The sequence below is a fragment of the Cupriavidus sp. 96C5-1 genome, assembly GCF_057798855.1.
Genome location: NZ_JBYOJU010000016.1, coordinates 84,226 through 108,867, shown reverse-complemented (window position 1 = coordinate 108,867; position 24,642 = coordinate 84,226). Strand labels below are relative to the sequence as shown.

Here is a 24,642-nt window from a genome sequence, read left to right as displayed (position 1 = left end):
GGCTTGGAACTGAAGGTATGCGCGGAAGCGCAACTCGGATGGCGGTTCGTAGGCGTCGATGCGACCGCGGATATCTTGAGTCTTGCGGCAAAACACATTGGGCTCGCTTGCACCGCGCGTCGACCTCGTTGAAGACAACGTCGATCCGCATCCACCGACGGCGTCGAACCGTTCTACGCTCGTTTCACGTTCAAGGGTTAGATCGCTTACGCCTCAACCTGAGGAATCACCCGCGCCGGACAGGCGCCATTGCAATGACCTGGTAATAGACCAATCGTCGTCGACCAACACAGGTCTCGGCTGACCGAGTAGCGCATCCAATGTTGTCCGCACATATTCGGCAAGCTCCTCTCGATCTACGACAGCAGCAATAATGTATTGAGCCGCGATGACTTCGAGCACTTGAACTTCAGCTTCCGGATCGGTCGGATGGCAAGGTGCTAGGCCATCCCTTTCCTCGAGACCGCCGTCGAACATCTTGTTGAAGGCCCAGGGCCCGCCACGGAACCCCGTGTGGTTCCTGATTTCCCGTCTTGCCGCATTGGTCCAGCAGAATCGGCAGCTATGCTTCCAGAGGATCTCAGGGGAAAGAACCAGAAGAACCCATCCTGGCTGATCATGCTTCTGGCGCTTCGAGGCAAACATCGCCATATTAACGCGCGATATCGAGACTGAGACCGCGTCATCATCCTCGTCCAGTCGATATTGACCGCTGGCGTAAGCCCGGTATTCCGGTCCAGCCAGAATGCGCCGGGACAGAAGCCCGTGCCGGACGATGCCAGGGAGATTTTCAATCCGCGTAAAGTGGAACAGGAAAACTTCTCGTTCAACCGCGATCTCACGGATTTCAGACAGGTAGCTCGTCTTCACGCTCAGCAACGCTTTATCATGACAAACGATCGGAACTTTACTAGACGCGCGTGGTTGAAGGAAGAGCGAGGTAGTCGCACGTGCGACCTGCGCCTGGGTGGAGGCATTTCAGTTCTCGTCTCAATGACCAGCCGAGCGGCGCGGCTCACCGGTTGAATCCACAGCCAATTACGGCCGTTGATCCGCACTCTCGCGAGGTCGCTCGACCGACGGCCCAACCACACCAGTGGACCTGGGCACGGACGCGGTCCGTCGATGCGTCGGGCAGGTGTATTCTTGCTGCTCGCTGCATTTCTACACCCGGATGCTGTGTGAAGCGTTCTCAGTCAATCACTAAAGGGCCGAAGCACAGCTCTTTCTTCCATAGCGTGGCACCGTACCAGTCGGTCAGCTTCAGGCGAAAGCAAACGAACCGGAGGATTGAACGTCATGAACGACAAGCAAGATGTAGCGGCGGACAGCACAGCAGCGCGCGTCGCCTTGTGGCGCGCACTGCACGTCGAGGCCGACCCCCTGCCGCATGTGCTGGAAGACAAAATCGGCCTTAAGCTGCTGTCCCCCGGCGAGGGCTGGCGCAGCCGCGGGGATATGGACCCGCAGTTCACGCGTCCCTTTCGCGCTTCAATCGTGGCTCGTGCCCGCTTCATTGAACTGATGTGGCCGTATCCCGTTGTACCGGTGCGTCAGGTAATGGCTGATGTCTCGGTGTGCTTCTTGCGCCGCCATGGAACCCACTGACGGCTACCACTCGGTCCTCAGGCGCGAACGATCTTCAGGTACTGCGCAATCACGTCGTCCAGACCATGCTCGAGGCTCTCGACCACGAATGCGTGTCCGATCGATACCTCTGATACGTTGAACGCCTGCAGCAGGGTGGAGAGGTTCTGCAGGTTTAGGTCGTGACCGGCGTTCACGTCGATGCCGCAAGACTGCGCGGTCTGCGCTGTGTCCCGATATGCGGCCAGGAGCGCCCGAACATCGCCGGCTGTATAGGCGACCGCATACGGGCCGGTATACAGCTCGACCCGCTGCGCACCCACGGCCGCCGCGTCGCGTGCATCCCGCGGATTCGCGCTGATGAACAATGACACCCTGCAGCCAAGCGCGCTCAGCCGCGCCACGACGCCCCGAAGAAAAGGAGCGTGAGCCTGCACGTCCCATCCATGATCCGACGTGAGCTGCTGCGGCGCATCGGGCACGAGCGTGACTTGTGCCGGTCGGATGTCCGCCATCGCGTCCATGAAACGCTCCGACGGATAGCCCTCGACGTTCAGTTCCCGGCCGAAGTGGGCGCAAATCGCCGCGATCTCCGGCAGGTCCGCAAAGCGCACATGCCTTTCGTCCGGCCGGGGATGGAGCGTAATGCCGTCCACACCTCGCTTGAGACACTGCTCCGCGAACCGCCCCAGATCCGGATAGTTGCCCCCTCTGGCATTCCGGATCAGCGCGATCTTGTTGAGATTGATCGATAGTTTGGTGCTCACGTGATTCCCTTCAATTTTTCGAGGATGTCTTGTGCTGTTGGCTATTCGGCGTCGACGAGGACGCCAAACTTCTGCACTGATAAGTCGGACCGGAAAGTGCTCAACACACGTCTTCCATTGTATCCGTCAGGGCAATCCCAGGAGCGGTCGTTCGAAGGTCTGTTCCGAAAGCGGCCATCCGAATCTCGGATATGCTCCGATTTTTGCAACCCGTCGCGGAGGGGCTCTTGTATGCCCGTGTCATTCAAGCAAAGATTTCTCTCAGGACTTCCAGAGACGCCGCCCGAGTTGGATCTCCAGCTCGATGAGTTTACTGTTTTCGAATCCACCGACCTGCCGGGCCTCAACGACAACGCTAAGAGGTTGCTTGTGGAAGAAGGATTGCCGCGCACCGCGTCACCATTTCTTAGCTTCTCGTGCTACGGCGATATAGAGATCAATGATCTCCGAGAAAGTGGTGCCATCCCAGAGCAGTTCGTGCCGCTCGGGCAAAATGGCTCTGGTGATCTCCTGGGAATTGACACAACCACGAATGAGGTTGTCTACCTTAATCACGATTTCCACAATCATCGTGTTTTCATTAACTCGACGCTGGACCAATTCCTCGAGTGTCTGTGCATCTTTCAAGAGCACTTGTGCTCCGAGACGAGGCGGTCTCCTCTGAGTGCCATCGCGAAAATAGACCCTCGCGCCGCGGAAAAGGGTGCTATGTGGCATGCGGAGGCGATCTTCGATTAATGGCGCATGGAGCCGGACCAGACGCGCCGAAGTGTTCACACGGGATGTCTGAGACGGTGTACGGCGAGACGGACTGTAGAAAGCAGAACTCGGTCAAGGTCAGCTATGGGAACGCTTCTATGTGGCGTACCATATTGACGCCGCGGAACGGCGCGTGATCTTGCTGGCTCATGTCAGCCAATAGCAGCCAGTGGGTAAGTCGATGAATACAATTTTCAGCCATAATACGGAGCCAGCCAACCATGCATAGAACGGAAACATCGCACTTTTATCTTGGCCGCGTAGGAGATAGCTCTCGATTTTCGAGATTTCTCGCGGAGCACTACGGCGAGGATGAAAATCAACCAATCTCCGAGTTTTTCGGTTCTCAGGGTGAGTTCTTTTGTGACCATGACTTCATGGAAACCGGGCAGCGAAAGCCAGGTACATCTCTGGAAGAGTTCTTTGCGCCTCACTCGTACTCTGAAAAGTGGTCAGGGCTGCTATGCGAGGCGGCTCGCGCCCTAAATTTAGAAGACGCAGATGCACTCGTCTTCATAAACAGTGAACAGATAAAATCGCCAAGATCAGTGCGAGACGATGCATTCGAACTGGTCTACATCGGGATGTTCGAATATCCAATCTGATCGTCTCGAACTTGACTCATGGGTCTGATGAGACGAGGAATCTAACTCCTCGACTGATTATTCCTCGCCGTGAGCTCCCGTTGACCGACTGGTGCCGGCCGTCCGCAGCCGTGAGTTCGTTCTAGGGATTGTCGTGTAATGGCATTACATATTCTGATAAGTAAGCCGGATGAGGACGCAGCCACTGCTCGATACAGGTTCACATCTGGAACAAGCTAAAATCAGGTTGGTATGCTCAGTCCCGACAACCGCAGCGGAGAAGCTTCTCTTATCAATCCCATGGAAGGCGACGATGCCGGGCGCAATTTCATTCGCGCTTCAGTGAAAGTCATTCGCGCCTGGAAAGACGGTGATGTGGTCGATATTTTGGAGTGGGCTTTATAGCAGTTTTCCGATCTGTCGATATAGGCGCGGGCAGTCGTCGAGTCATCCGGTGCGCACTACGGGAGTGACCGCTTCTGGGAAACGCGAAGGACCGCTTCGGGTCGGCAACGGCTGCATTGGGTCGGTAGCGATGCAGGTCAACCGCCGGTTCGACATGGTCCACCGTGCGTTCCGCCGCTTGTCCGACAACGCGTCGATTCGGATCACGAGATCGACGCCGCTTTCCACGAAATCGATCGGCAGTCCGCCCCGTCGAACTTCCGCCAGATCACCCACGCATCCGCAACAGATCAGCGTAAGAGACCAGCTTGCGTTTCTCATTAGCAAGCGTCTTTTGTCTGGACGCCGAGCGGGTTGGTTGGCCGCGCTCGAACTTGGCGGCGGCGCGTGCGTCCTCCCGCGTGTAGGTCCGCGCGGCCTTGGCTTCCGCCCTCAGGCGTTCAGCTTCTAGCCGCGCAGCAGTGCGTTCCTCTCGGGCAATATCTTGCACGGCCGACATGATTTCGGCTCTTAGTAGATTGCGCCTTTGCTTGGCAGCGGCACGGGCAGCCTGCAATTGCTCTTTCCTCTGCCGCAGCCAGTCCTTCCCGTTGACCGGCGCAGGCCTGGCCTCTGGCGGCACGCTCAGGCGCAAAGCCCTGCTGATTGAAACTCTCTCAGTCCGCAGCATGCGCCGCGTTTCCTGCTTCGGATCACTCACACTGCCTCACTCTCCCAGCACCACATAGATGCGGCCCATGCATCACAAGTTGAAGTACATTCACTCATTCCGCCAACCTTACCATAGGACTCCATCTCGGGCTTGGATGAAGGCGGCTAGACGCCGGTATCCCGCGGCGACCGGCCGCTCCCGGCTGTCTGAGACGTTCGACGTAGTTGCCTAGATCGTCGATAATCGACGGACGAGCGCGCGGGTTTATTTGGAGTGGAACGGCCACAAGCGGCCTGTAAATTGATCCTCGCCTGGATTCGCGTGCCAGAGGGTAGTTACCGTAGCGGGAGATCTTGGTTGAAAATCGTTCTGATGAGACATGGAAAGCCTCAAATCGAAAAGCAAAGCAAACTGAATGCAGCAGAGTTCGGCGTTTGGGTTGAGAAATACAATGCCGTCGGTATCGATACGAAGTACCCACCTCCACAGATCGCAATTGAGCAAACCGATCAATGCGCATTTACCGTTTGCAGCAACCTTGTGCGCTCGTTGGAGTCTGCGAAATTTCTGGGTGTCAAGCATATAAATGTTTGTGACTCTATGTTCCGGGAGATGGATATGCCCCATGCATCGTGGCGCTTCCCGAAACTCTCGCTACCACTGTGGTTGGTATTTTTTCGGCTTGCCTGGGCATTCGGATATTCAGAAAATGTAGAGTCATTCAAAACGGCTAGAGAGAGAGCTTGCCGCTGTGCCGAGCATTTGGTCGAGATGGCTTCTGCTCACGGTGCTGTTTTGTTTGTTGGGCACGGCTCACTAAACTGGTTCATTGCCAGATATCTCAAAAAAATGGGGTGGCTGTGTTCTGGAAAACCGCCCAGAAAGTATTGGGAACACACTGTTTTTCACTTCCAACAAGATACCAATACTGCCCGCTAACCGCTCTCATTGAACGGCCGCTTTCGTGACAAACGACCGACCGCAGAGGTTCGGTAGAAGCCGACCGGCTCACGACTGGTGGAAGTCGGTTGCCGGGCGATAGTGTTGAAAAACTCAATCTGCCCACTGAGCAGACCAGGTCTGCCGGTTGCCGACCCCTCAGATCGGCCTGTATTGAACGATCGTCGATCGGTTGGGGGTTCGGGTACCCCTGAAACCTCGCCGGAAACGGGGTCCACAGAGTTTTTCAACACTATCGGCCATAAGCGGCCGTTTGCACGCGATAGCTGCCTGTCGGTGAGACAGGCACTGACAACCAGATCGGTAGCAGCTTCACTCAAATGGGGGGTAGACGGGCCGCGAAGGAATGCTTCATAAAGGCGAACATCAGATTTCCGTTCTGCGGCGTAACGAATGGTTCCCCGATAGCCGGCTGCTCTCGCCAATCCATCATCAATGCTCGACTCCTGCTGCTTATTGCTGCAGTCAAACCATGACCTCTTTCACCGATATCGCGCAAACCACGCCCACCAGCAACGCCATTGCAGCGGCAGTTAGCCAGGGCTACGCGCTCGGCGAAGTTCTGGAATGTGAATTGCTGCGGCGCGGCTTTAACCACGTCTACGGGATCCGCTTCGTCGATGGGCGCCGTGCCGTGGCACGACTGTGCGCCAATCGTCCGCGCGGTGCACCCAACACTGACTACGAAGCGGCTCTGCTCGCTCATCTGAAGGCGGCCGGCGCAGCTGTCGCCGCCTCGTTGCCGACTCGATGCGGTGCTGCGGCTACGTCGATGGCCCTGCCCGAAGGCACGCGCACCCTGATGCTGTTCGAGCATCTGGAGGGAGATCCTCCTGGCGACGCCTTGCCCGACATCGAGGCAACAGGCCGCGGCTTAGCGCTGTTGCACCAGGCAGGTCGGAACTACGACGGCCCAACTAGCCGCTACGCGCTTGAACTCCCGCAGTTACTTGGCGCGTCGATTCGACGCTTGTGCACCGCACCAACGATGGACGAAGGGCTACGCGCGGACTTCTCCGCTATCGCGCAACGACTGGACGAGCGCATTGCGGCGATGCCTGGGCTAACCCGCGTGAACTGCCACGGCGACTGCCATGGTAGCAACAACTTCATGACCGACAGTCCAGAAGGGGTTCGTATCGCATCTTTCTTCGATTTCGACGATGCCGGCCCTGGCTTGCTGGCGTACGAACTCGCTGTCTACCTTTGGGCCATGCTGCCGCGTAAGGTCGACGCCGATCTGGACGCCCCAGCTCGCGAGCAGTGGCGGCACTACATAGCTGGGTATCGTAGCGTCCGGGCGATTGAAGCGACAGATTTTGCCGCCATCGCGTCCTTTGTCGCGGTACGCCATTTCTGGCTTTTGGCCGAATATGCAGGCCGTATCGATGTTTGGGGGACACAGACAATGCCCACGACTTGGCTACGAAAGCAGGTCCAATTGCTGACAGCATGGGAATCATTGCAGACACCGCAATGAGTAGCGAAGATTCTCATTGCGCCGGCGCTGGTCGGGCGCTCCGGTCACGTCCAAACGTTGGCACATCGGCCGGGCCAGTCTTGTCGCAATGTCATTTTGTGAACGTCTGGCCGAGAAGCGGACGCACGGCGCTAGCGTCTGCGCCTGCCTGATAGCATCATCAGGCAGACGGGGGTACCGAGGCCGGTATTGCGTGGGTGCAAGATGGCGCCGATCGGCCAACCTGCCTGCGCCGGAGGGCGGAAACCGGCCAGGAACCGTCATTCACCGTTGCCGACCAGCGGCCATCGAGATGGCTGCCCCACGGGAACAAAACGGCGGCTCAATTCGCGCCGACGAATGCTGCGCAATCACCCCGCCTTGGTCCACGTAAAAGACATTAAATTATTAGGCGCGACCTGCACAAATAATGAGCTCTTAGCTAATTAAATATGATATGCTTGCCGCTTCTGTCACGAGGAATGTCATGTCCAAATATCGCGAAGCACTCCTGGAGCGGGCTCTCGAAGAAGTCTGGCTGACCGGCAACGCCACGATCCGCAAGGACCAGTTTTACCACTGGACTGGCGTCCAGCGCATGGTCAAGAAGCCCTATCGCACCCTCAACGGTCTCTGGGAAGATCTCTGTCAGGAGTTTGGGCATGACGAGCCTCTGCCGCTCATGGTCCTTGAAGGCGAACACTTCGTTTCGCTGCGTCGTGGCCGGTTTGCCAACGAATCCGAGACGGCACTTGCAGACCTCATCTGAATTTAGCGCCAACGCCAGTCATAAAGAGGTCGCGATGAACCGTCAAACACGCATCGACAGTAAGGTGGCGGAACTGATCTACGAATTCGAAGCTCGGTTGAACGCGCTGGGTTTCACTACGGACCACGACCCCGCAAGCGAAGGCAAAGAGGGCCTCCTGTCGTATCGAGAGACCAGGAGCGGCGATCACTCCTGCGCCACCTGCGAAGAAACGGGGACGATTTCGGAATGGTTCGAGAAACAACATTCGCCTGGTCGAGACGGGCTGTACCAGGTCAGGCGCGGAGATGACGTCTCATTCGCGCACTTCAAAGACGGCTCTTGGGAAGGGGGCGATCCCGATGTATGGCGTGGGATCGATTGGCGAATGTCGAGACAGGAACTCGAAAGGCTCTTTGCCATCCTGAGAGACCAGAAGCGCGGCAGCAAGCCTGATGCAGCTTTGGCGTTGATACGTCATCACCTCTCCACGAGAAGCAATGACCGGGTCATGAATGCCTTGAAGGATGAGTTTGGCATCAAGGAAAAAATCTACTACGGGGTCATCCGCGACAAGGTCGGTGCAGAACAAATTCTCCATCTTGTAAAGAATGACGTTGTAAACGACGTACCGAAGCATATTCGTCAGCAGATCCAACGGGAAATTCAAGATTTCGGTCTGAGTTTCGAGAACGAGATTGATCTACCCTGAGCGGCTTGCTCAACAAACGGGTTAAAGTGAAGAAAACCCCCAAGAAGATCCTCGAGATCGTCCGGTCGGCGATGGCTAAGCCATTACTCTTGCCCCTGTCAGAAGGAGTGCCAATCTATGAGTACGACGGAGGTTCATTGACGGATATGGATGAGCGGTGGACTGTCACCTTCTCCACTGCACCGGGATGGCGGACATCCGAAACGTGTCGTGTACTCAAAGCGAAGCTCAAGAGCGCTTGGAAGGCTGACCAGAAGTCGATGGAGTTTTCGGGTCTTGCCGGGAAAGCTCTTAGAAATATGAGCGCGTCGAGTGTGAACGTGGGGAATTCGCCGGACGATCCATATTCCGTACCCGCTCTCCAAACCTATTATGTACTGGTCCTCTCGAATCGAGAGGGTCCGGTCGGATTCTGTGCCTTTGCAGTGAATCTCGAGTTGATCGACCGAGATGAGTTGATTGAGTTTGAAGTCGATGTGCTGGAGGTTTTCATCGAACCTACGCACCGCGACAGGCACCATAGCCACGGTTTCTGCGTGGTCATCGCGCAATTCGCGATCAATGCCCTTGAAGAATTCAACGATCGACTCTACAAGGGGGGCGGTCGATTCGCCGAGGGTGTCACGCTCAATATCGTTGGAGATGTCGAGTCACCATCGGGAAAGCGATTCTTGTTCTCAATCGAAAAGGAATTGGAACGTCGCAAGGAGGATTTTCGATTTGATGACCGCTCACCATTCGAACTCAGCACGGGACTCTGCATTGAGCAAGTCGAAGTCGATCCTCGCTAGTAGCTCTTAAAGTCGCTAGAGAGGGTTACGTGACCGCTCTCGCGCACGCGACCAATCCGTAGACAGCGACGCACGGTCGCTTACAAGGGGTCTTCCGTTGCCTTCAATTGCGAAATCCATCGGTCGATGAAAATGCAAGTGGGAGCATGGATGACCCGCCGTAAGTGGAGCTCGCTGTACATGGTGAACGACCGTTATAGGAAATCCTGAAGGGCCGCTTGGGGTCGATCTGGGACGGCCGCGTTTCGCGGCACGCGTCCGGCGGAGATCGGCCAAGAACGGCCGTTTGAGATAGAAGCCTAGATTGCGTGCAATCTCCGTCTGCGGAGCATGTAGGTAGGTCGCAACTACCCTCATCGTGGCGCCTTGCCGCATAAAATCTCAGCGCCGACCCATTAGGACCAATAGACGGCGAGAGTTTTCGCTCAGCACAATCGCTGCCTCCTTCGTGGAAATACCCCAGATGCCAAGCGGTGAGGTCAGCGCTCCAAGGCGGTACGGGCTTGTCATCAACCCGTGCAAACGGGCCATCGCTCTCTGGAAGAACAAGGTGCTGGGTTCAGACTCTATCCCCCTTGTCATTGCCAAATGATTGCGTCATACTTGAGTAATCAAGTATTGATCACTCAAGGGCTAAAAGCATGAATACACAGCCACAAACCGCTCACCTTATCTACGGACCCACTGCTGCTGGGAAGTCAACCTTCGCCCGAAAGCTGGCTGTACAGGCTAATGGCGTTCGGTTTGCCATCGACGAGTGGATGCACGCAATGTTTGGCAGTGATGTACCAAGCTCGAAGGACATGGCATGGGTAATGCCTCGTGTGGCCAGGTGTCAGGCTCAGATCTGGTCGGTTGCAGAGCAAATCCTTGGAACGGGAACGGATGTCGTTCTGGAGCTTGGCTTACTCCGAAGAGCCGATCGGGCCGCAATCAAGTCCAAGGTGGAGCAAGCAGGACATGTCGCAGTTTTCCACTTTGTGGATGCCGATTTGGCGATACGCAGAGAACGCGTGCTTCGCAGGAACATCGAGAAAGGAGAAACCTATTCGTTCGATGTCACACCCGTGATGTTCGAAGCGATGGAGTCTTACTTTGAACGACCAACTGAAAGTGAGCTGTCGATCTCACGGCGTCAAGGAGTTTCGGAAAAATGAGTACCGCCGTGGATACGCTTGGTTCACGCAGTGGCACGGACATGGGACTAGATTTCTGCATCAGGTTGTCGCGTGCCCATGCGACCGTAATGAGACGCCTTGACAGCGTGTTGTCAGGCCTACATGGGCTTAGTTTTGCCGATTTCATGATCCTCTACTACCTTGAGCGCGCGCCAAGCGCTAAGCTGCGCCGGGTCGATTTGGCCGAGCGCTTGGGGTTGACGGCTTCTGGTGTGACGCGAAGCCTCCTGCCCTTAGAAAAGTTGGGATTGGTGTCACGACAGACGGACCCAAGGGATGCACGTGTCGGCTACGCAACCCTGACTGAATCGGGGCGTCAACTGTTGGGCTATGCGGTCGCGTCAGCGGGCGTGGTTGCACAAGAATCAACCGACCTGGTGCCAGTAGACCAAATCGAAACGATGTCCGTTCTTCTTGGGCGACTGGCGGGGATGAATTCAGCAAACAGCTGAGATTCTGGACGCAGGGCAACGGCCTTAGCGTGCATTATTTTCTGAAACGACCCCGTGAGGCGGGGCGTGAGAGCGTCCGCTTTCCCTGTTAGCCGAGGTCCGCTTTGGGTCGACTACGGAAGTTCGGAGCTGAGTCGGCGCGATCGAGCGCTGGCCGGCGACGAACTTCCGGGTTCGGCCAGTTTGCGACGATCCTCGCTCGTGATCGAATGACCGCCGCGGACACGAAGACAGCCACACGTTTCTGCGCCGACTCATGACCCTGTTCGTTCGACAGGCGTCTACAAAATCACCCCAACTATCGTTGCTCAAGCCATCTGTGCTTGCCTTTACCTCTAACAGCTGAAAGTACTTTTCACATTGTGGAATTCACCCCGAATTTCCCCAGTGTTTCGTTTTCGTTTCCCGAAAACGCGTTCCACATCACGAAATTCCACACCTATCTCATTGAAAAATAAGGACAAACCAACTCTTATGTCTTATATAAGACTTCGCCGCGAGGCGCCAAAAGCGCCATACAATGATTCCACGCTGCTTGCTCCGACATCCGTAGCGGCACACGCAACCCTTTCTTCAATCGCGCTTAGGAATTTCGTATGGCCCAGTATCAAGACGACATCAAGGCAGTTGCTGGTTTGAAAGAGAACCACGGCAGCGCATGGAATGCCATCAGCCCCGAGTATGCCGCCCGCATGCGTGCCCAGAACAAGTTCAAGACGGGTCTGGACATCGCCAAGTACACCGCCAAGATCATGCGCGCCGACATGGCCGCCTACGATGCCGACCCGGCCAAGTACACCCAGTCGCTGGGTTGCTGGCACGGCTTCATCGGCCAGCAGAAGATGATCTCGATCAAGAAGCACTTCAACAGCACCGAACGCCGCTACCTTTACCTGTCCGGCTGGATGGTGGCCGCGCTGCGCTCCGAGTTCGGCCCGCTGCCGGACCAGTCGATGCACGAAAAAACCTCCGTCAGCGCGCTGATCCGCGAGTTGTACACCTTCCTGCGCCAGGCCGACGCCCGTGAACTGGGCGGCCTGTTCCGCGAACTGGATGCTGCCCAAGGACCTGCCAAGGCCGCCATCCAGGAAAAAATCGACAACCACGTCACCCACGTTGTGCCCATCATCGCGGACATCGACGCGGGTTTCGGCAACGCCGAAGCAACGTACCTGCTGGCCAAGCAGTTCATCGAAGCGGGCGCATGCTGCATCCAGATCGAAAACCAGGTGTCCGACGAGAAGCAGTGCGGCCACCAGGACGGCAAGGTCACCGTGCCGCACGAGGACTTCCTGGCCAAGATCCGCGCCATCCGCTACGCCTTCCTGGAACTGGGCGTGGACGACGGCATCATCGTGGCCCGTACCGACTCGCTGGGCGCCGGCCTGACCAAGCAGATCGCCGTGACCAACACGCCGGGCGACCTGGGCGACCAATACAACGCGTTCCTCGATTGCGAAGAACTGTCGGCCGACCAACTGGGCAACGGTGACGTCATCATCAAGCGCGACGGCAAGCTGCTGCGTCCGAAGCGCCTGCCCAGCAACCTGTTCCAGTTCCGCGCCGGCACGGGCGAAGCGCGCTGCGTGCTGGATTGCGTCACCGCGCTGCAAAACGGCGCCGACCTGCTGTGGATCGAAACCGAAAAACCGCATATCGCGCAGATCGGCGGCATGGTCAGCGAGATTCGCAAGGTCATCCCGAACGCCAAGCTGGTGTACAACAACAGCCCGTCGTTCAACTGGACGCTGAATTTCCGCCAGCAGGTGTATGACGCGATGAAGGCCGAGGGCAAGGATGTGTCGGCATACGAGCGCACCCAGCTGATGAGCGTGGAGTACGATCAGACCGAACTGGCGAAGCTCGCCGACGAAAAGATCCGGACCTTCCAGGCCGACGCGTCGCGCGAAGCAGGTATCTTCCACCATCTGATTACGCTGCCGACCTACCACACCGCCGCACTGTCGACCGACAACCTGGCCAAGGAATACTTCGGCGACCAGGGCATGCTGGGTTATGTGGCTGGCGTGCAGCGCAAGGAAATCCGTCAGGGCATCGCCTGCGTCAAGCACCAGAACATGTCCGGCTCGGACATCGGCGACGACCACAAGGAGTACTTCAGCGGCGAAGCAGCCCTGAAAGCGGCGGGTAAAGACAACACCATGAACCAGTTCTGATACCAGTAATACGCCCCAAACATGGCGCCAACCCAAAATGGGTTGGCGTTTTTTTTATCCGGCGGCATGGCTTGCGGGGGTCCTCATCGAACGTTTTCCAGTGCGCTTGCATTCGACGCCGGTGCCGATGCCTAACCGACCGCGCTCGATCGGCTGCGGCTATTGCCGCACGGTCCCCGTCCAGTATCCGAATTCCCACTGAACCAACGCAACCGATCCTCAGCCGCAGACGGCAAACCGCAAACCGCTAAGAGACCCGCCTGGCGAATCAAGATACCTGCGTAGAAGACACTCCCCCGAGCACACGCGCTTAAGCGTGGCCAGCAGTCTTTATGAAGACCTTTCCTAATTGCGCTGTCGATAGACACGCGAAGGGGTTCGGGTACCCCTGAAACCTCGCCGGAAACGGGGTCCACAGCGTTTTTCAACACTATCGGCCATAAGCGGTCGGTCAGCCAATGGTTAATCAATGACTGATCCGCACCGATATACGGACACCTGAGGTCGTGAATTCCGTGAAGCCGATTGCGCCGGCCAGACATGCACGACGGATGGCCAGGCAGAGAGTTCCTGCCCAGAGTGGCGGACTGACGCACGCCAGTTGGCTTCTAACGCCGACGGCAAAGGCAGCCGGTTTGCCCTGCGCGGCGCCAACCCAGTCATCAGTGCACCGGCAATCTCCGTGAAGCAGGCTTGCGGCCGCCCCTGGCGGGATCGAGCCATGGTTTCACTTGGTCGCCATGGGTCCATTGGCCATTCGCATACGCACCGGCCAGGATTGTCGCTATGGATTGGCTACCTACCGCAGTCATCTAGCATCATGAAAGATGATGCCCAAGGTATGCCGCTGACCCCGATGCAGCCTGCTGACACCATGACGCAGACTCAGGCGATGGAATCCTCGCACCGAGCGGACGGGCCTGTGATTCACGGCAAAGATCACTGCATCACCTTGACGCAGGGGTACGACCTGCGCGCGTCCCGGCTTTGTCGGATGAGTCTCGGTCAGCAGCAACTCGCCACCGTCAAAATCGCGCCCGGGCTCATTGAGCAGGAAGACCGCCTGGAACGGAAATACGTGGTCGCCATACAGATCCTGGTGGAGGCAACAATAGTCGTTGGCGCCATAGCGTAACAGGAGCGGGGTTGGACGGGTCTGTCCTGCCCGGCGGCAGATTTCGCGGAATTCCGCATGTGTGGCAGGAAACCTCTCCGCAATGCGCATAACCGCATGCCAGCGATTCGCAATTGGCGAGAGACGTGGATAGAGCTCGCGACGCAGTTCACTGACGAGATCAGGCAGTGGGTCGCAAAAGTATTTGTATTCGCCTCTCCCAAATGCGTATCGCTCCATCACGATCCGGCTTCGGAATCGCTGGTCCTCAGGAAAGTACCCAGTGACTGCCTCGCACTGGTCGCATGTCAACAGCGCCGGAATGATGGCGTATCCATCGCGTGTCAACGCTTCTTCGACTGCGAGCCAGTCAAGCATCGCAAGCTTTTCGGCCAGGGACTGCGGTTTCAAGAGTTCTCCTCCCGGGGCCTTCTCCAAGGCTGCGTTGAATAGCGTTTCAGCGGTCATGACCGCACTCGATTGCGTGATGTAGGGCAGCTTCTGGTGGCTTGCGCCTTCTTCCAGGCAGCGTATCGATCAAGCATACAAACCGCACACGGCCGAAAACCGGCGGCGATAGCGATCGACTCATCGAGAAAGAAAACGCGCTGTTTGATATAGCCCCCGCGGGCGATGGCCTGCAGGGCCGCTCGGCAATCAAATCTGCCGTAGATCCGGCCGCCTAGATGGCCACCGAGTGTGCCCGGCACCGAACTCTCATAGGGCTTGCCATCCCGTCCGATCAGAGCCCAGGTTCTCGATTCGGTCATAGTCCGATCCACCGTTCAGGCTCACACAGAATGATGGAACGTGAGTTCCACGCCAATACGCTCACCCTGCCGGACGCGACTGATCGCATGCTTGAGGTTCACCCGATAGTCGCCGCGCGTGCCTTTGAACGGACGCTGGGCTGTCGTGATAATGGCCACATCGCCAAGTTTGAGCGGAACCACCAGTGGCCGTGATTGCATGCGTGGGCGCTGCTCCGTCATGACAAACTCCCCTCCGAGGAAGTCGTCGCCCGGTGCCGCAAGCAAGGCAACGACTTGCATGGGGAAGACGTGCTCCGCATCACTGCGTTGGTGCAACGCGACGTAACCTCCGGCACTCAGCCGGCTTAGGTAAGACTGGCCACGCCTCTGTCCCGCCGCGCTGCATTGCTGGAGGAACGCCGACAATTCCTCTGGATAACGGTAACTTATGTCCAGTCGCTCGTTCCACGTGTTGGCAATTGCCGCGAGCTTGGGATAAAACGCTTCGTGCAGCGATTGCCACGGGTCTGGCAAGTTCTGATCGAAGTAAAACAGATCACCTTGCCCGAGTTCGGTGGTCATTAATGAGATTCGGCGAGTCTTTCCGTCGAAATCGGTCCGCCGCGCCAGCTCGCGCGCCCGACCGGCTGCAAGCAGTCCCGGAATCACAGCGTAGCCGTCTGCCTCCAGGTGGCCGTATATGGCAAACCAATCCAGTTGATTAAACGCATCGGAAAATTGCGTCATGGCAGCATCCTTTCAGGTTTGAGCTTCGCGTCGGAGCAATTCACGCTTGCGATCCACGCCCCAGCGGTAGCCGGCGATATCGCCATCGCGCCGCACGACGCGGTGGCATGGAATGGCCACGGCAATGTGGTTCGCAGCACAGGCCTGCGCTACGGCACGCACGGCCTTGGGAGCGCCGATGCGCTCGGCGATCTCCGCGTAGCTCACGGTCGTGCCCGGCGGAATCTCGCGCAGAACCCGCCAGACGCGCTCCTGGAAGGCCGTGCCCTGTACGTCCAACGGCAGGTGCAGACCGATAGCCGGTGCCTCGATGAATCCCACCACCTGGGCGATCGATTGCTCGAACTCAGCATCGCCGCCGATAAGCTGAGCCTTGCGGAACCGGTCCTGCAGGTCACGCACCAGCGCATCCGGGTCATCACCCAACAGAATGGCGCAAATGCCGCGCTGGCTCTGCGCGACCAGAATGGCACCTAGCGAGCACTGCCCCACCGCGAATCGAATGACCGTCCCGGTGCCGCCTGCCAGGTAGTCTCGCGCCCGCATGCCCAGCAGATGGTCGGAGGCTTCGTAGAACCGGCTATTGGAGTTGAAGCCGGCGCCATAAATCGCGTTGGTGACCGAAGCGTCAGGTGTGCTCAACTCCTCCCTCAACTTGCGGGCACGATAGGCCGAGCTGTAGGCCTTGGGCGTGAGGCCCGTTTCGGCCTTGAACAGACGGTGGAAGTGGAACGGGCTCATGCCGATCTCGGCCGCCAGGTCGTCGAGCTGGGGCGGTGTCTCTGACGCCTCGATCAGGCGACAGGCACGCTCCACCAGCGCGGCGCGCTCGGCTGCCGCGCTGCTCTGGTCGCCACGCGCGCGGCGGCTGGGGCGGTAGCCCGCCGCTTCGGCAGCTTTTGCCGAGTCGAAGAACTCTACGTTTTCGCGCTTGGGTAACCGTGCCGTAGAGTTGGGCAGTCGCCACAAGTACCAGGCCGCGACAGTCCGCCAGGGACACCAGGCCCCGCCGATCTCGCGCATCTGCCGCGGGGTCGGCGCCTTCTCCAACCCCTTCAGGCGCCGGTAACCCTCGCGCACGCCGAAGTCGTCCACCGGCAGGACGTCTGAGCGCTCCAATGAGTAGATCAGGAACATTTCGACGGTCCAGCGGCCCACGCCACGCAGGGAGACCAAGCGCTCGATCAGCGCGGCGTCGGGAAGGCGCCGTGCTTCATCGAGACTGGGCACGATCCCATCCACTGCGGCCTGTGCGATGCCACGTATGGTGGCCAGCTTGGCGGCCGAGAAGCCGCACGCACGCTGCGACTCGGGATCGGTCGACAGGAGTTGTGCCGGCGATGGGAAGGAGGCTCCCGGATAGAGCGCAAGCAGTCGCGCAAGAATCGCATCGCCGGCCTTGGCGTGCAACTGCTGGTAGGCGATGGCGCGCACCAAGGCTTCGTAGGGCTCACGCGCAGGCTTTGCCTCATGTCGGCATGGTCCAACATTGGCGATATGGCGCGCCCAGTCTGCATCCAGACCGGATAGGTACTGAGAGGCCCGTTCATATGCGCGTGGAGACAAGTCCGCTGCAATGGTATCGGTCAAGATCAGATCCCCGGCAGCATGGCAGTCTGCGGTTCGGCGCGCTCCGGCGCGATCGCCCTCTCGTGCTCCAGTAGCCAGCGCTTACGGGGCACCCCCCAGGCGTAACCCTTGAGATCGCCATTGCTGGCGATGACCCGATGACACGGTACGATGACGGCAATCGGATTGGCGCCATTGGCCGCACCGATGTCGATGGCCGCGCGCGGATCGTCGAAGCCCAGTTCCTTGGCCAGCTTGCCGTAGGTCGTGGTCGTGCCGGCCGGAATGCGGCGCAGCGCGGCCCAGACCCGGCGCTGAAGCTGAGAACCAGCGGTCTCGGTCCGCAGGGCATCCAGCGCGCCCAATTCACCCGAAAAATAGCGAGCCAAGGCTTCGGCGATCTCCGCAGGGGCCGGAACTTCAACCAGCTCGACACTGCCATAGTGGTCGCGCAAGCTGCGATGCTGGCGCGCCTTGTGGTCGGCAAAATCGAGTCCGCGCACAATCTGCCGCGCATCGGTGACGAGCACCAGGTCGCCCAACGGCGACTCCACATAGCTCAAGAACAATTGCATGATGCACTCCTTGTTGAATGAATCGGCGGCCCACTTGATGTGGTCAGTTGCTCATCTCAGGCGGGTAACGCCCCATTCGCCAAACAGGTAGGCCGCGCCGCTTTCCATGTGCAGCTCGATGGCACCGGCATTGCCGACCCGCCATTGCGCCGCGCCCATGTCCACCAACGACTGGCAATAGGCCTCAATCCGGCGGCGCGCTTCGGCCTGTTCGTTCGTCGGTTCTATCGATATCGAGTGCATGGGCACGTCTTGGCGACTACGGCTACTCTAGGCGTGTCATCGCGGGAAAAAACTCCGACTCTTGCTCATGAATTCCAATGCTCAACCCGCCTTGCGGAAGGTGAAGTTGATGCGTTGACTTCCAAGCAACGGATGCGGCTCTTTCTTTAGTGGCATCACCCCGTGATAGCGTCCATCACAAACTCACTTCGGCGCACTCGTACAGCGAGGTCGTCGATGTTTTGCAGGGTCCGGCGAAGCGCACTGCTCGATGTGAGCCTTCCATATGGAAAGTGGAAAACCTCGACACCGAGACCCGCCAAGCTTCGTATATGCGGTGCGCAATGAAGAAGTGTCGCGCGACGCCATACGGGCGTCCCGCCACTTCTCCCGATTTCTGGAAATCAGCCGTCGCCATTAATGGCGGCCTCCTTGATCAGGCCGAGCTGGGTCAGCGCAGCCACCCCGTCGTCCAGGCCGAGTTCTTCCACAATCCTGCCGTCGATCACCTTCAGCACGGTAGTACCGGTGAAGTGCATCCTGCGGCCAGTTGCGGCAGGCAAACCGCCAATCAGGAAGTCATCAAATGCCGGACCCGTGTGGGTACCGCCACCTTCCCACTGGCCGACGACATAGTCGCCTTCGGCGATCAGCTCAGCCGTGCCCCAGAAGTTGAGATCGGGGAACGCGGCACGAAAGCCGGTCATGAAGGCCTTGATATCCTCGCGACCACGGCGAGGCTCGTGCAACGAATACTTGAGCAGCATGCTCGGGGCCGCAATCTCATCGATCACCGCCAGGTTGACATTCTTGCCCCAGAATTCCGTGAACCAACGACCGACGACGGCCTTGTTCTGCTCTTCTTTGCTCATGGAAAGGTCCTCACAGTTAGTTTCGGGAAGGTGCATCGAAACCATTCGATGCCCTGAGCAAGAGAATAGGCATCCCCGCGTTGTTCAAAACTCCGATTCTTGCTGCACAAACCAATCCGAAGATCGAGGCACCGGCGCACTGGCCAGCAGGCAGTCAGCGCGACTCAAGCAGAAGCATCTGCAGTTTGGGCGGCACTATCGGATGGATGTCGAGGCGCTGCTGGCTCGAAACGCGCAAGCGACTCGAATGGGCAGAGCCGCCGCAATGGCTGCCCCGGGTCATGGCCCGCCCACCGATCGCATTAGGCGGGCGACGATCGAAGCCATTGAACATTGTTCGCGGTTGAACGATCCTTTGGTGCGTCGGACCGGGCTGTGTTGAACGGCATTCTGTTCGTGTTCAAAACCGGAATACGCTGGTGCGACCTGTCGACCAAGTTGGGCTTTGGTTCAGGCCCGACCTGCTGGCGGCGTCTGCGCGACTGGCAGAAGGCGGGCGTGTGGGGCCGACTGCACGAGTTGCTGCTCGCGAAGCTACGCGAGGCGGGCCAACTCGATTTCTAACGAGCAGCCGTCGATTCGTCGTCGGTGCGAGCTGTTGAGGCGGGCGAAAAACGGGCCCGCAAATTAATTCATTTGATTCATTCATTTGAATGAATTACTATAAACGCACCATCCACTTCAAAGGAGTGCAACATGTTCGCCCAACCCGCCCCGCTGTCGCTGGCGGAAAGAGACCGGCGCTGGAACCTTGCCCGCGACATCATGCGGACGGAAGACCTGCGGGCTCTGATCGTCTACGGCGACCGGGAAGCGGCCGCGCCCGCCGGCTTCTCACCGGACAGTTATTTCAGCAGTGACCGCCCCGGATCCATCGTGTGTTTCATCGGCGACGAAAAGCCCCGGGTCTATACCTTCGCGTCGCTGATGATCGCTGACCACATCCAAGCGGCCTTGCGCGGTGACCTGCAATGGATCTCGCCGGAACATCTATATGTGGGCAAGTCTGGCCGCGATGTTGGCGCTTGGCTGGCGCAACGGGGACTGGACGGCGGCCGGATCGGCATCATCGGGCTAGAACCCTACCCGCCTTTCTATTTCGATGGCGCCATGCCGGCACGCACCATGCAGGGACTGGAGCAAGCGCTGCCGAAGGCGGAATTCCAGCCCGTGTACAAGGCTTTCTTCAAGCGCGCCTCGGTCAAAAGCGAAGAAGAGCTGGGATTGATTCGCTATGCCGCCCGGATCGGCGAAGCCATGAGTGAAACGCTGCGCGCCACCGCCAAACCGGGCGTCAGCGAGGCTGACCTGGTGGCCGCGGTCGTCGCCGCCTGCTTCTCCATGGGCGGCTATACCGCCGAGATCCTGTTGGGATCCGGCCCCGAATATGTGGGCTGGGGACCGCCTGCGTGGCAGTACCGCTCGCAATCGCCGCGAACCCTGCGCGAGGGCGACATCGTGCTGTCGGAGATCTTCGCGCTCTATGGCTTGATGGAAACCCAGCATCAGGCCGCAGTTGCTGTCGGCGAGGTGCATCCGAACATCCTGCGCGCTGCGGACGTCGCCCGTGCCAGCTACGAAGCCGGAATGATGGCGCTACGCGCCGGCAACACCTTCGGCGACCTGGTCGATGCCATGGAAGCTCCCCTTCTGGCGTCGGGCGGATGGCATGTGCATCCGCTGGTGCACAGCATCAATCCTTACGGCCCGGTAGGCTTTGGCACCGCGCCCGGCATAGAATCGCTGCCTGAAGCCGCCCGCTATCCGCAACTCAGGCCCTTGCCGACAGTAGGGCGGGAACTTCCACTGCAGACAGGCATGTGCTTTGCGTTTGAACCCAATTGCGGTTTCGGGCGCCATTTGGCCAATATTGGCGGCACGGTCATCGTGGGAGAACAAGGTGGCATTGCGCTGAACGAGAACTCAACCCGGCTGATGCGTGCCGGCGGCTAGGGCTGATGGCCGCCGGCCGCGGCCTCGCGCAGACGCAGGCCGGCGACATGGAAAACGACACCGAAATGAGCAGATCGACTATTGAAGACCCATCCACCGACCGCGCAGCCGAGACGCGTGAACGGCTAATCCAGGCCGGACTGGCACTGTTCAGCCGGCTGGGCCTGGAAGGCGTGCGCACACGGCAGTTGTCGGAAGCCGCAGGCGTGAACCAAGCCGCCATTCCTTACCATTTCGGCGGCAAGGAAGGCGTCTACGCCGCAGTGCTGGAACAGACCGCGCAAGACATCGTCCAGCGCCTGGACTTGCCTGCCGCGCCGCCCGCCACGGCCAAGGAAGCCGCGACCCGGCTGGATGGGCTCATGCGCGCTTTCACTACGGCGTTGCTGGACTCGGAGACTGCCGCTGCCCGCAGCCTACTGCTGGCGCGCGAGCAGCTCCAGCCCACGCCGAAGTTCGACGCTATCCAGGTCGTCCTGTTCGTGCCGCTACATGAAGCCGTGACGGCGCTGGTGGCGGCAATCCGGTGCGAGACACCCGACAGCCCCGAAAGCATCCTGCGCGCCCATGCCATCTTGGGCCAGGCTATCGTATTCGCCGTGGCGCGCGAGGCTCTGCTGCGGCGCCTTGGAGCCAAGCGCCTTACCCGCGACATGGTGGCAGAAATCGCCGGTTTGGTCGGAAACACGGCAGTGAGCGCGGCCAAGGGCTAAGGCTTTTCGGACTGGCGTGGGTTAGACCCATGGCCTCTTGCCGAGAGGCCTTTGAGGCCGCTCGATGTCGCCGGCATTTAGCGTTGGCCCGCGAATTATCAACGAGTCAGGCGCGGGGAGTCCAAGCCAAGCGACTCACCTGCCCGAAAGCGCAAAGATGCACGACGCCAGGATTCAACCTTGACGGGATCAAACTGCCCCAGCCAGGGGCAACAGGTCCAGGGTTCGATGTTGCTCGACACCCAGCGCATCGGCACCGCGTTTCTGCCGGACCAGTCCGGCCAGGTACTCCGCGTCGCGGGCGATGCCCGAGAAGCGGCCCGAGCCCCAGGTGTGCAGCCATGGCAGGCCAAGGAAATACAGCCCATCCTGCACGGTCACGCCGCGCACGTGGCCCGGATAGCCGCGCCCGTTGAAGACCGGCGCCTCCAGCCAGCTGAAATCCGGGCGGAAGCCGATGCACCAGACGATGGCGCCGATGCCGGCCTCGGCCAGGTCCAATGCCCAGCGTTCCTCGCCCGGCGTCCATACCGGCGCATACGTGCTGGCGGCCGGCGCGGCGATGCCGTGCCTGTCGATGTATTTGTCGATGCTGGCGTTGATGCGGTTGTAGGTATCGTCCGCATCGTCGAGGTTGGCTTTCAGGTTCGGCGTAAAGCGCAGCTTGCCGTCATGGAAGTCTTCGAGCGAACCGAACAGCTCCATGCCTTCGGTGGCGAACCTGCGCAGGTCGATATCGCGTCCGCCATCGCGCCCGGTCACATAGTGGTTGGTGTTGTCGCGCACGCCTTCGCGCAGCGGATGCTCCTGCACCGGCATGTCGTAATACTGCATGTCCGCCAGCCAGTCCACTACGTCGCGGCCGCGGTAGAAGCGCGCGCAGCGCGGCGCCTCGCCGACGGCCAGGAACACCTTGCGGCCGGCCAAGTGCAGGTCTTCCGCGATCTGCGCGCCGGACTGGCCCGAGCCCACCACCAGCACGCCGCCCCCCGGGAGGGCTTGCGGGCTGCGGTACTCGGAGGACTGCATCTGCCGGATGCCGGCGGGCAGCCGCTCCGCCATGCGCGGCACGATCGGTGTGTGATAGCCGCCCGAGGCCACCACCACCTGCCCTGCGGTGAAGTCGCCCTGCGAGGTGGAGACCAGGTAGCCACCCTGCTCCAGCGGCTTCACGCGCCGGACCTCGGCGTGCTCCAGCACGGGCGCGTCGACCATGCCGATAAAGCCGTCGAGATAGGCGATGATCTCATCCTTCTTCATGAACCCGTGCGGATCGTCGCCCTGGTAGGGATAGCCCGGCAAGGCACACTGCCAGTTCGGCGTGACCAGGCAAAAGGCGTCCCAGCGCTGGCTGCGCCAGGTGTGGGCGACGGTGTGCTTCTCGATCACGAGATGATCGATGCCGGCCTGCTTGAGGTAGTAGCTCATGGACAAGCCGGCCTGGCCGCCGCCGACGACGATCACGCTGTAATGTCTGGGAGGCGTGGCCGTGGCCTTGGTTTCGCTGAGGGGGTTCGACATGATGCGTCCTTCCTTGAATACGGTGATATGCAATGCAGTAAGGTGAAGTGCGTTCAGCGCTGGGCTAACGGCCAAAGCCAAGCACGCGCACCGTGGCGTCCGGCTGCGCGCCGAAGCGCGCGGCGGTGCTCTCTATCTGTTCAAGCTGGTCCATCGCGGACGAGCAGGCGTAGCCATACCTCGCCCTGACGCGCTCGGAGGCGCTGCCCAGCGCCTGCCGCGCACGGACCAGGAATTCCTCCAGTGCGTAGTCCTGTCCGGCGACGAAGAATTCGCTGACCACCGATGACGGGGAATAACACGTGGCTTCGCTCTGATCGGGCCAACGTACCCGGAAATGCGTGACTGGCATGACAGCTCCTCAGGCATCGGCTGGGGTGGTGCCCCGCGCCGGCGCACCGGCCTGCGGGACGATGAATGCATCACGCGCGAAGTCCCACAGCAGTGCGCTTTCGCCGGCCCCGCTGACCGAGACCTGCCGTGAATCGTCGATGATGCCGATCTGCGCACAGGCAATGTCCCGCGCCCTGAAGCGCGCGCTCACGCGCTCCACGTCCGGCTCGCGCACGGCCAGCAGGAACCCGTAGCTGGGAAACGCCGTGAGCCAGCGCTGCAGCGGCACGCCCGCCGGCGCCGGCACGCGCTGCAGGTCGATCCGGGCGCCAACGCCGGAGCACTCCAGCAGCATCAGCGCCGTACCCAGCGTACCCGCCATGCTGATGTCCTTGGCGGCGGCGCACAGGCCCTCTTCGGCCAGCGCCGGCAGCAGTTCCAGATCGGCCCGCAGCCGCCCGGCCGGTGCCTCGGTGGAGGCGTTCCAGTAGGGATATGGCTCGGCAAAGGCGCCGCGCAGGTCAACCGCCATCAGCAGCCGGTCACCCGGACGCGCCGCGAAGCTGGAGAGCAGGCTGCCCGCCCGGCCGACAATGGCCACCGCAAGCTGGCCGTGATCGCTGCGGGCATTGCTGTGGCCGCCGACGATGGGCACGCCGTACGCCGCCGAGGCTGCCGCCATGCCCCTGAGCACTTCGGCGGCGTCGCCCACGCCCTGGCTCCAGATGGCATCCACCACCGCCAGCGGGCGGCCGCCCATGGCATAGACATCGCTGACATTGACCATCACCGCGCTGTAGCCGGCGAACCACGGCTTGGCACGGATGAAGTCGCTGACCATGCCCTCGATGGCGAACAGCAGGTAGCCATCCCGATCCGCAATGACGGCGCAATCGTCGCCCACGGCAACGGCCTGGCCGAGATCGTGCACCCCGCCCGGCAGCGCATTGCCCAGCGCCGACAGCACGCCAGCGATATCCCGCTTGTGGCCGAAGCCGCGGCTGGCGCGCAGGCTTTCCACGATTTGCGCGACATGCATG

26 protein-coding genes and 4 pseudogenes are annotated in these 24,642 nt (G+C 59.8%); 15 read left to right on the top strand and 15 right to left on the bottom strand.

What is annotated here, in order from left to right; translation table 11 throughout:
* Positions 1–213: 213 nt before the first annotated feature.
* On the bottom strand, positions 214–870 hold the full coding sequence (locus AC3FOF_RS18980) for a DarT ssDNA thymidine ADP-ribosyltransferase family protein (RefSeq protein WP_488727467.1): 657 nt from the start codon (positions 868–870) through the stop codon (positions 214–216).
* Positions 871–1,299: 429 nt separating this feature from the next.
* Here AC3FOF_RS18980 and AC3FOF_RS18975 point away from each other — a divergent pair.
* Positions 1,300–1,521 (top strand): annotated as a pseudogene (locus AC3FOF_RS18975) (class I SAM-dependent methyltransferase); the annotation flags it as partial.
* Here AC3FOF_RS18975 and AC3FOF_RS18970 read toward each other — a convergent pair.
* Positions 1,492–1,629 (bottom strand): annotated as a pseudogene (locus AC3FOF_RS18970) (IS3 family transposase); the annotation flags it as partial. The pseudogenes AC3FOF_RS18975 and AC3FOF_RS18970 sit on opposite strands and share 30 nt — an antisense overlap.
* Entirely contained in the window at positions 1,626–2,354 is a 729-nt protein-coding gene (locus AC3FOF_RS18965) for a pyridoxine 5'-phosphate synthase (protein ID WP_017224934.1), read from the bottom strand. The gene AC3FOF_RS18965 and the pseudogene AC3FOF_RS18970, both read right to left, overlap by 4 nt.
* 231 nt (positions 2,355–2,585) lie before the next feature.
* Between AC3FOF_RS18965 and AC3FOF_RS18960 the strand changes: the two genes are divergently transcribed.
* The 3 genes from AC3FOF_RS18960 to AC3FOF_RS18950 all read left to right on the top strand — a co-directional run bounded on the left by AC3FOF_RS18960 (position 2,586) and on the right by AC3FOF_RS18950 (position 4,102).
* A complete protein-coding gene (locus AC3FOF_RS18960; RefSeq protein ID WP_488727466.1) occupies positions 2,586–3,092 on the top strand; it encodes an SMI1/KNR4 family protein in 507 nt (168 codons plus the stop codon).
* Positions 3,093–3,334: 242 nt separating this feature from the next.
* Positions 3,335–3,718 carry an immunity 22 family protein gene (locus tag AC3FOF_RS18955; protein ID WP_488727465.1) on the top strand — a complete coding sequence of 128 codons (384 nt, stop codon included), beginning with the start codon at positions 3,335–3,337 and terminating at the stop codon, positions 3,716–3,718.
* A gap of 231 nt (positions 3,719–3,949) precedes the next feature.
* Positions 3,950–4,102, top strand: a complete 153-nt coding sequence (locus AC3FOF_RS18950) for a hypothetical protein (protein ID WP_488727464.1) — start codon at positions 3,950–3,952, stop codon at positions 4,100–4,102.
* A 268-nt stretch (positions 4,103–4,370) separates the two neighbouring features.
* Here the strand turns inward: AC3FOF_RS18950 and AC3FOF_RS18945 are convergent, their stop codons facing one another.
* Positions 4,371–4,802: a hypothetical protein gene (locus AC3FOF_RS18945; RefSeq protein WP_035807230.1), complete on the bottom strand. Its 432-nt coding sequence runs from the start codon at positions 4,800–4,802 to the stop codon at positions 4,371–4,373.
* A 309-nt stretch (positions 4,803–5,111) separates the two neighbouring features.
* Here AC3FOF_RS18945 and AC3FOF_RS18940 point away from each other — a divergent pair, with 309 nt between their 5' ends.
* The 8 genes from AC3FOF_RS18940 (at position 5,112) to AC3FOF_RS18905 (ending at position 13,231) form a co-directional block, all read left to right on the top strand.
* On the top strand, positions 5,112–5,693 hold the full coding sequence (locus AC3FOF_RS18940; protein WP_488727463.1) for a histidine phosphatase family protein: 582 nt from the start codon (positions 5,112–5,114) through the stop codon (positions 5,691–5,693).
* Positions 5,694–6,186: 493 nt separating this feature from the next.
* On the top strand, positions 6,187–7,194 hold the full coding sequence (locus AC3FOF_RS18935) for a phosphotransferase enzyme family protein (protein WP_488727462.1): 1,008 nt from the start codon (positions 6,187–6,189) through the stop codon (positions 7,192–7,194).
* 466 nt (positions 7,195–7,660) lie between these two features.
* The gene (locus AC3FOF_RS18930) at positions 7,661–7,942 is read left to right on the top strand and encodes a hypothetical protein (RefSeq protein WP_488727461.1); all 282 of its coding nucleotides are present in this window, start codon (positions 7,661–7,663) and stop codon (positions 7,940–7,942) included.
* Positions 7,926–8,633 carry a hypothetical protein gene (locus tag AC3FOF_RS18925; RefSeq protein ID WP_488727460.1) on the top strand — a complete coding sequence of 236 codons (708 nt, stop codon included), beginning with the start codon at positions 7,926–7,928 and terminating at the stop codon, positions 8,631–8,633. The genes AC3FOF_RS18930 and AC3FOF_RS18925 overlap by 17 nt, the downstream gene beginning before the upstream one ends.
* A gap of 26 nt (positions 8,634–8,659) precedes the next feature.
* Entirely contained in the window at positions 8,660–9,424 is a 765-nt protein-coding gene (locus AC3FOF_RS18920; protein ID WP_488727459.1) for a hypothetical protein, read from the top strand.
* 641 nt (positions 9,425–10,065) lie between these two features.
* Entirely contained in the window at positions 10,066–10,581 is a 516-nt protein-coding gene (locus AC3FOF_RS18915) for a P-loop nucleotide/nucleoside kinase family protein (RefSeq protein ID WP_017225257.1), read from the top strand.
* Complete coding sequence (locus AC3FOF_RS18910; RefSeq protein WP_309407984.1) at positions 10,578–11,054, top strand: MarR family winged helix-turn-helix transcriptional regulator; 477 nt, start codon at positions 10,578–10,580, stop codon at positions 11,052–11,054. Before AC3FOF_RS18915 ends, AC3FOF_RS18910 begins: the two co-directional genes overlap by 4 nt.
* Before the next feature lie 596 nt (positions 11,055–11,650).
* Complete coding sequence (locus AC3FOF_RS18905) at positions 11,651–13,231, top strand: isocitrate lyase (RefSeq protein WP_017224902.1); 1,581 nt, start codon at positions 11,651–11,653, stop codon at positions 13,229–13,231.
* Between the two features lie 808 nt (positions 13,232–14,039).
* On the opposite strand, the gene AC3FOF_RS18900 is transcribed toward AC3FOF_RS18905, so the two are convergent.
* The 8 genes and pseudogenes from AC3FOF_RS18900 to AC3FOF_RS18865 form a co-directional block, all read right to left on the bottom strand.
* Positions 14,040–14,723 carry a 2OG-Fe(II) oxygenase gene (locus AC3FOF_RS18900; RefSeq protein ID WP_488727493.1) on the bottom strand — a complete coding sequence of 228 codons (684 nt, stop codon included), beginning with the start codon at positions 14,721–14,723 and terminating at the stop codon, positions 14,040–14,042.
* Between the two features lie 86 nt (positions 14,724–14,809).
* Positions 14,810–15,115 (bottom strand): metal-binding protein, encoded by a 306-nt coding sequence (locus tag AC3FOF_RS18895; RefSeq protein ID WP_276264855.1) that lies wholly within the window; start codon positions 15,113–15,115, stop codon positions 14,810–14,812.
* A gap of 21 nt (positions 15,116–15,136) precedes the next feature.
* Positions 15,137–15,844: a 2OG-Fe(II) oxygenase gene (locus tag AC3FOF_RS18890; RefSeq protein ID WP_488727458.1), complete on the bottom strand. Its 708-nt coding sequence runs from the start codon at positions 15,842–15,844 to the stop codon at positions 15,137–15,139.
* A gap of 12 nt (positions 15,845–15,856) precedes the next feature.
* Entirely contained in the window at positions 15,857–17,278 is a 1,422-nt protein-coding gene (gene ada, locus AC3FOF_RS18885; RefSeq protein WP_488727492.1) for a bifunctional DNA-binding transcriptional regulator/O6-methylguanine-DNA methyltransferase Ada, read from the bottom strand.
* A 158-nt stretch (positions 17,279–17,436) separates the two neighbouring features.
* Positions 17,437–17,988 (bottom strand): methylated-DNA--[protein]-cysteine S-methyltransferase, encoded by a 552-nt coding sequence (locus AC3FOF_RS18880; RefSeq protein ID WP_488727457.1) that lies wholly within the window; start codon positions 17,986–17,988, stop codon positions 17,437–17,439.
* Positions 17,989–18,039: 51 nt separating this feature from the next.
* A complete protein-coding gene (locus AC3FOF_RS18875) occupies positions 18,040–18,231 on the bottom strand; it encodes a hypothetical protein (RefSeq protein ID WP_017224486.1) in 192 nt (63 codons plus the stop codon).
* Between the two features lie 81 nt (positions 18,232–18,312).
* Positions 18,313–18,402, bottom strand: a pseudogene (locus AC3FOF_RS18870) (alpha-ketoglutarate-dependent dioxygenase AlkB); the annotation flags it as partial.
* Between the two features lie 212 nt (positions 18,403–18,614).
* Positions 18,615–19,082 (bottom strand): ester cyclase, encoded by a 468-nt coding sequence (locus AC3FOF_RS18865; protein WP_488727456.1) that lies wholly within the window; start codon positions 19,080–19,082, stop codon positions 18,615–18,617.
* Between the two features lie 363 nt (positions 19,083–19,445).
* Here AC3FOF_RS18865 and AC3FOF_RS18860 point away from each other — a divergent pair.
* The 3 genes and pseudogenes from AC3FOF_RS18860 to AC3FOF_RS18850 all read left to right on the top strand — a co-directional run.
* Positions 19,446–19,643, top strand: a pseudogene (locus AC3FOF_RS18860) (transposase); the annotation flags it as partial.
* A 135-nt stretch (positions 19,644–19,778) separates the two neighbouring features.
* A complete protein-coding gene (locus AC3FOF_RS18855) occupies positions 19,779–21,035 on the top strand; it encodes a M24 family metallopeptidase (protein ID WP_488727455.1) in 1,257 nt (418 codons plus the stop codon).
* Positions 21,036–21,100: 65 nt separating this feature from the next.
* Entirely contained in the window at positions 21,101–21,748 is a 648-nt protein-coding gene (locus AC3FOF_RS18850) for a CerR family C-terminal domain-containing protein (RefSeq protein ID WP_488727454.1), read from the top strand.
* A gap of 189 nt (positions 21,749–21,937) precedes the next feature.
* Here the strand turns inward: AC3FOF_RS18850 and AC3FOF_RS18845 are convergent, their stop codons facing one another.
* From AC3FOF_RS18845 to AC3FOF_RS18835, 3 genes are all read right to left on the bottom strand, one after another.
* Positions 21,938–23,269: an MSMEG_0569 family flavin-dependent oxidoreductase gene (locus AC3FOF_RS18845; RefSeq protein WP_488727453.1), complete on the bottom strand. Its 1,332-nt coding sequence runs from the start codon at positions 23,267–23,269 to the stop codon at positions 21,938–21,940.
* Positions 23,270–23,333: 64 nt separating this feature from the next.
* Positions 23,334–23,621 (bottom strand): MSMEG_0570 family nitrogen starvation response protein, encoded by a 288-nt coding sequence (locus tag AC3FOF_RS18840; RefSeq protein WP_017226886.1) that lies wholly within the window; start codon positions 23,619–23,621, stop codon positions 23,334–23,336.
* 9 nt (positions 23,622–23,630) lie between these two features.
* Complete coding sequence (locus AC3FOF_RS18835) at positions 23,631–24,641, bottom strand: sll0787 family AIR synthase-like protein (protein ID WP_488727452.1); 1,011 nt, start codon at positions 24,639–24,641, stop codon at positions 23,631–23,633.
* Position 24,642 lies beyond the last annotated feature (1 nt).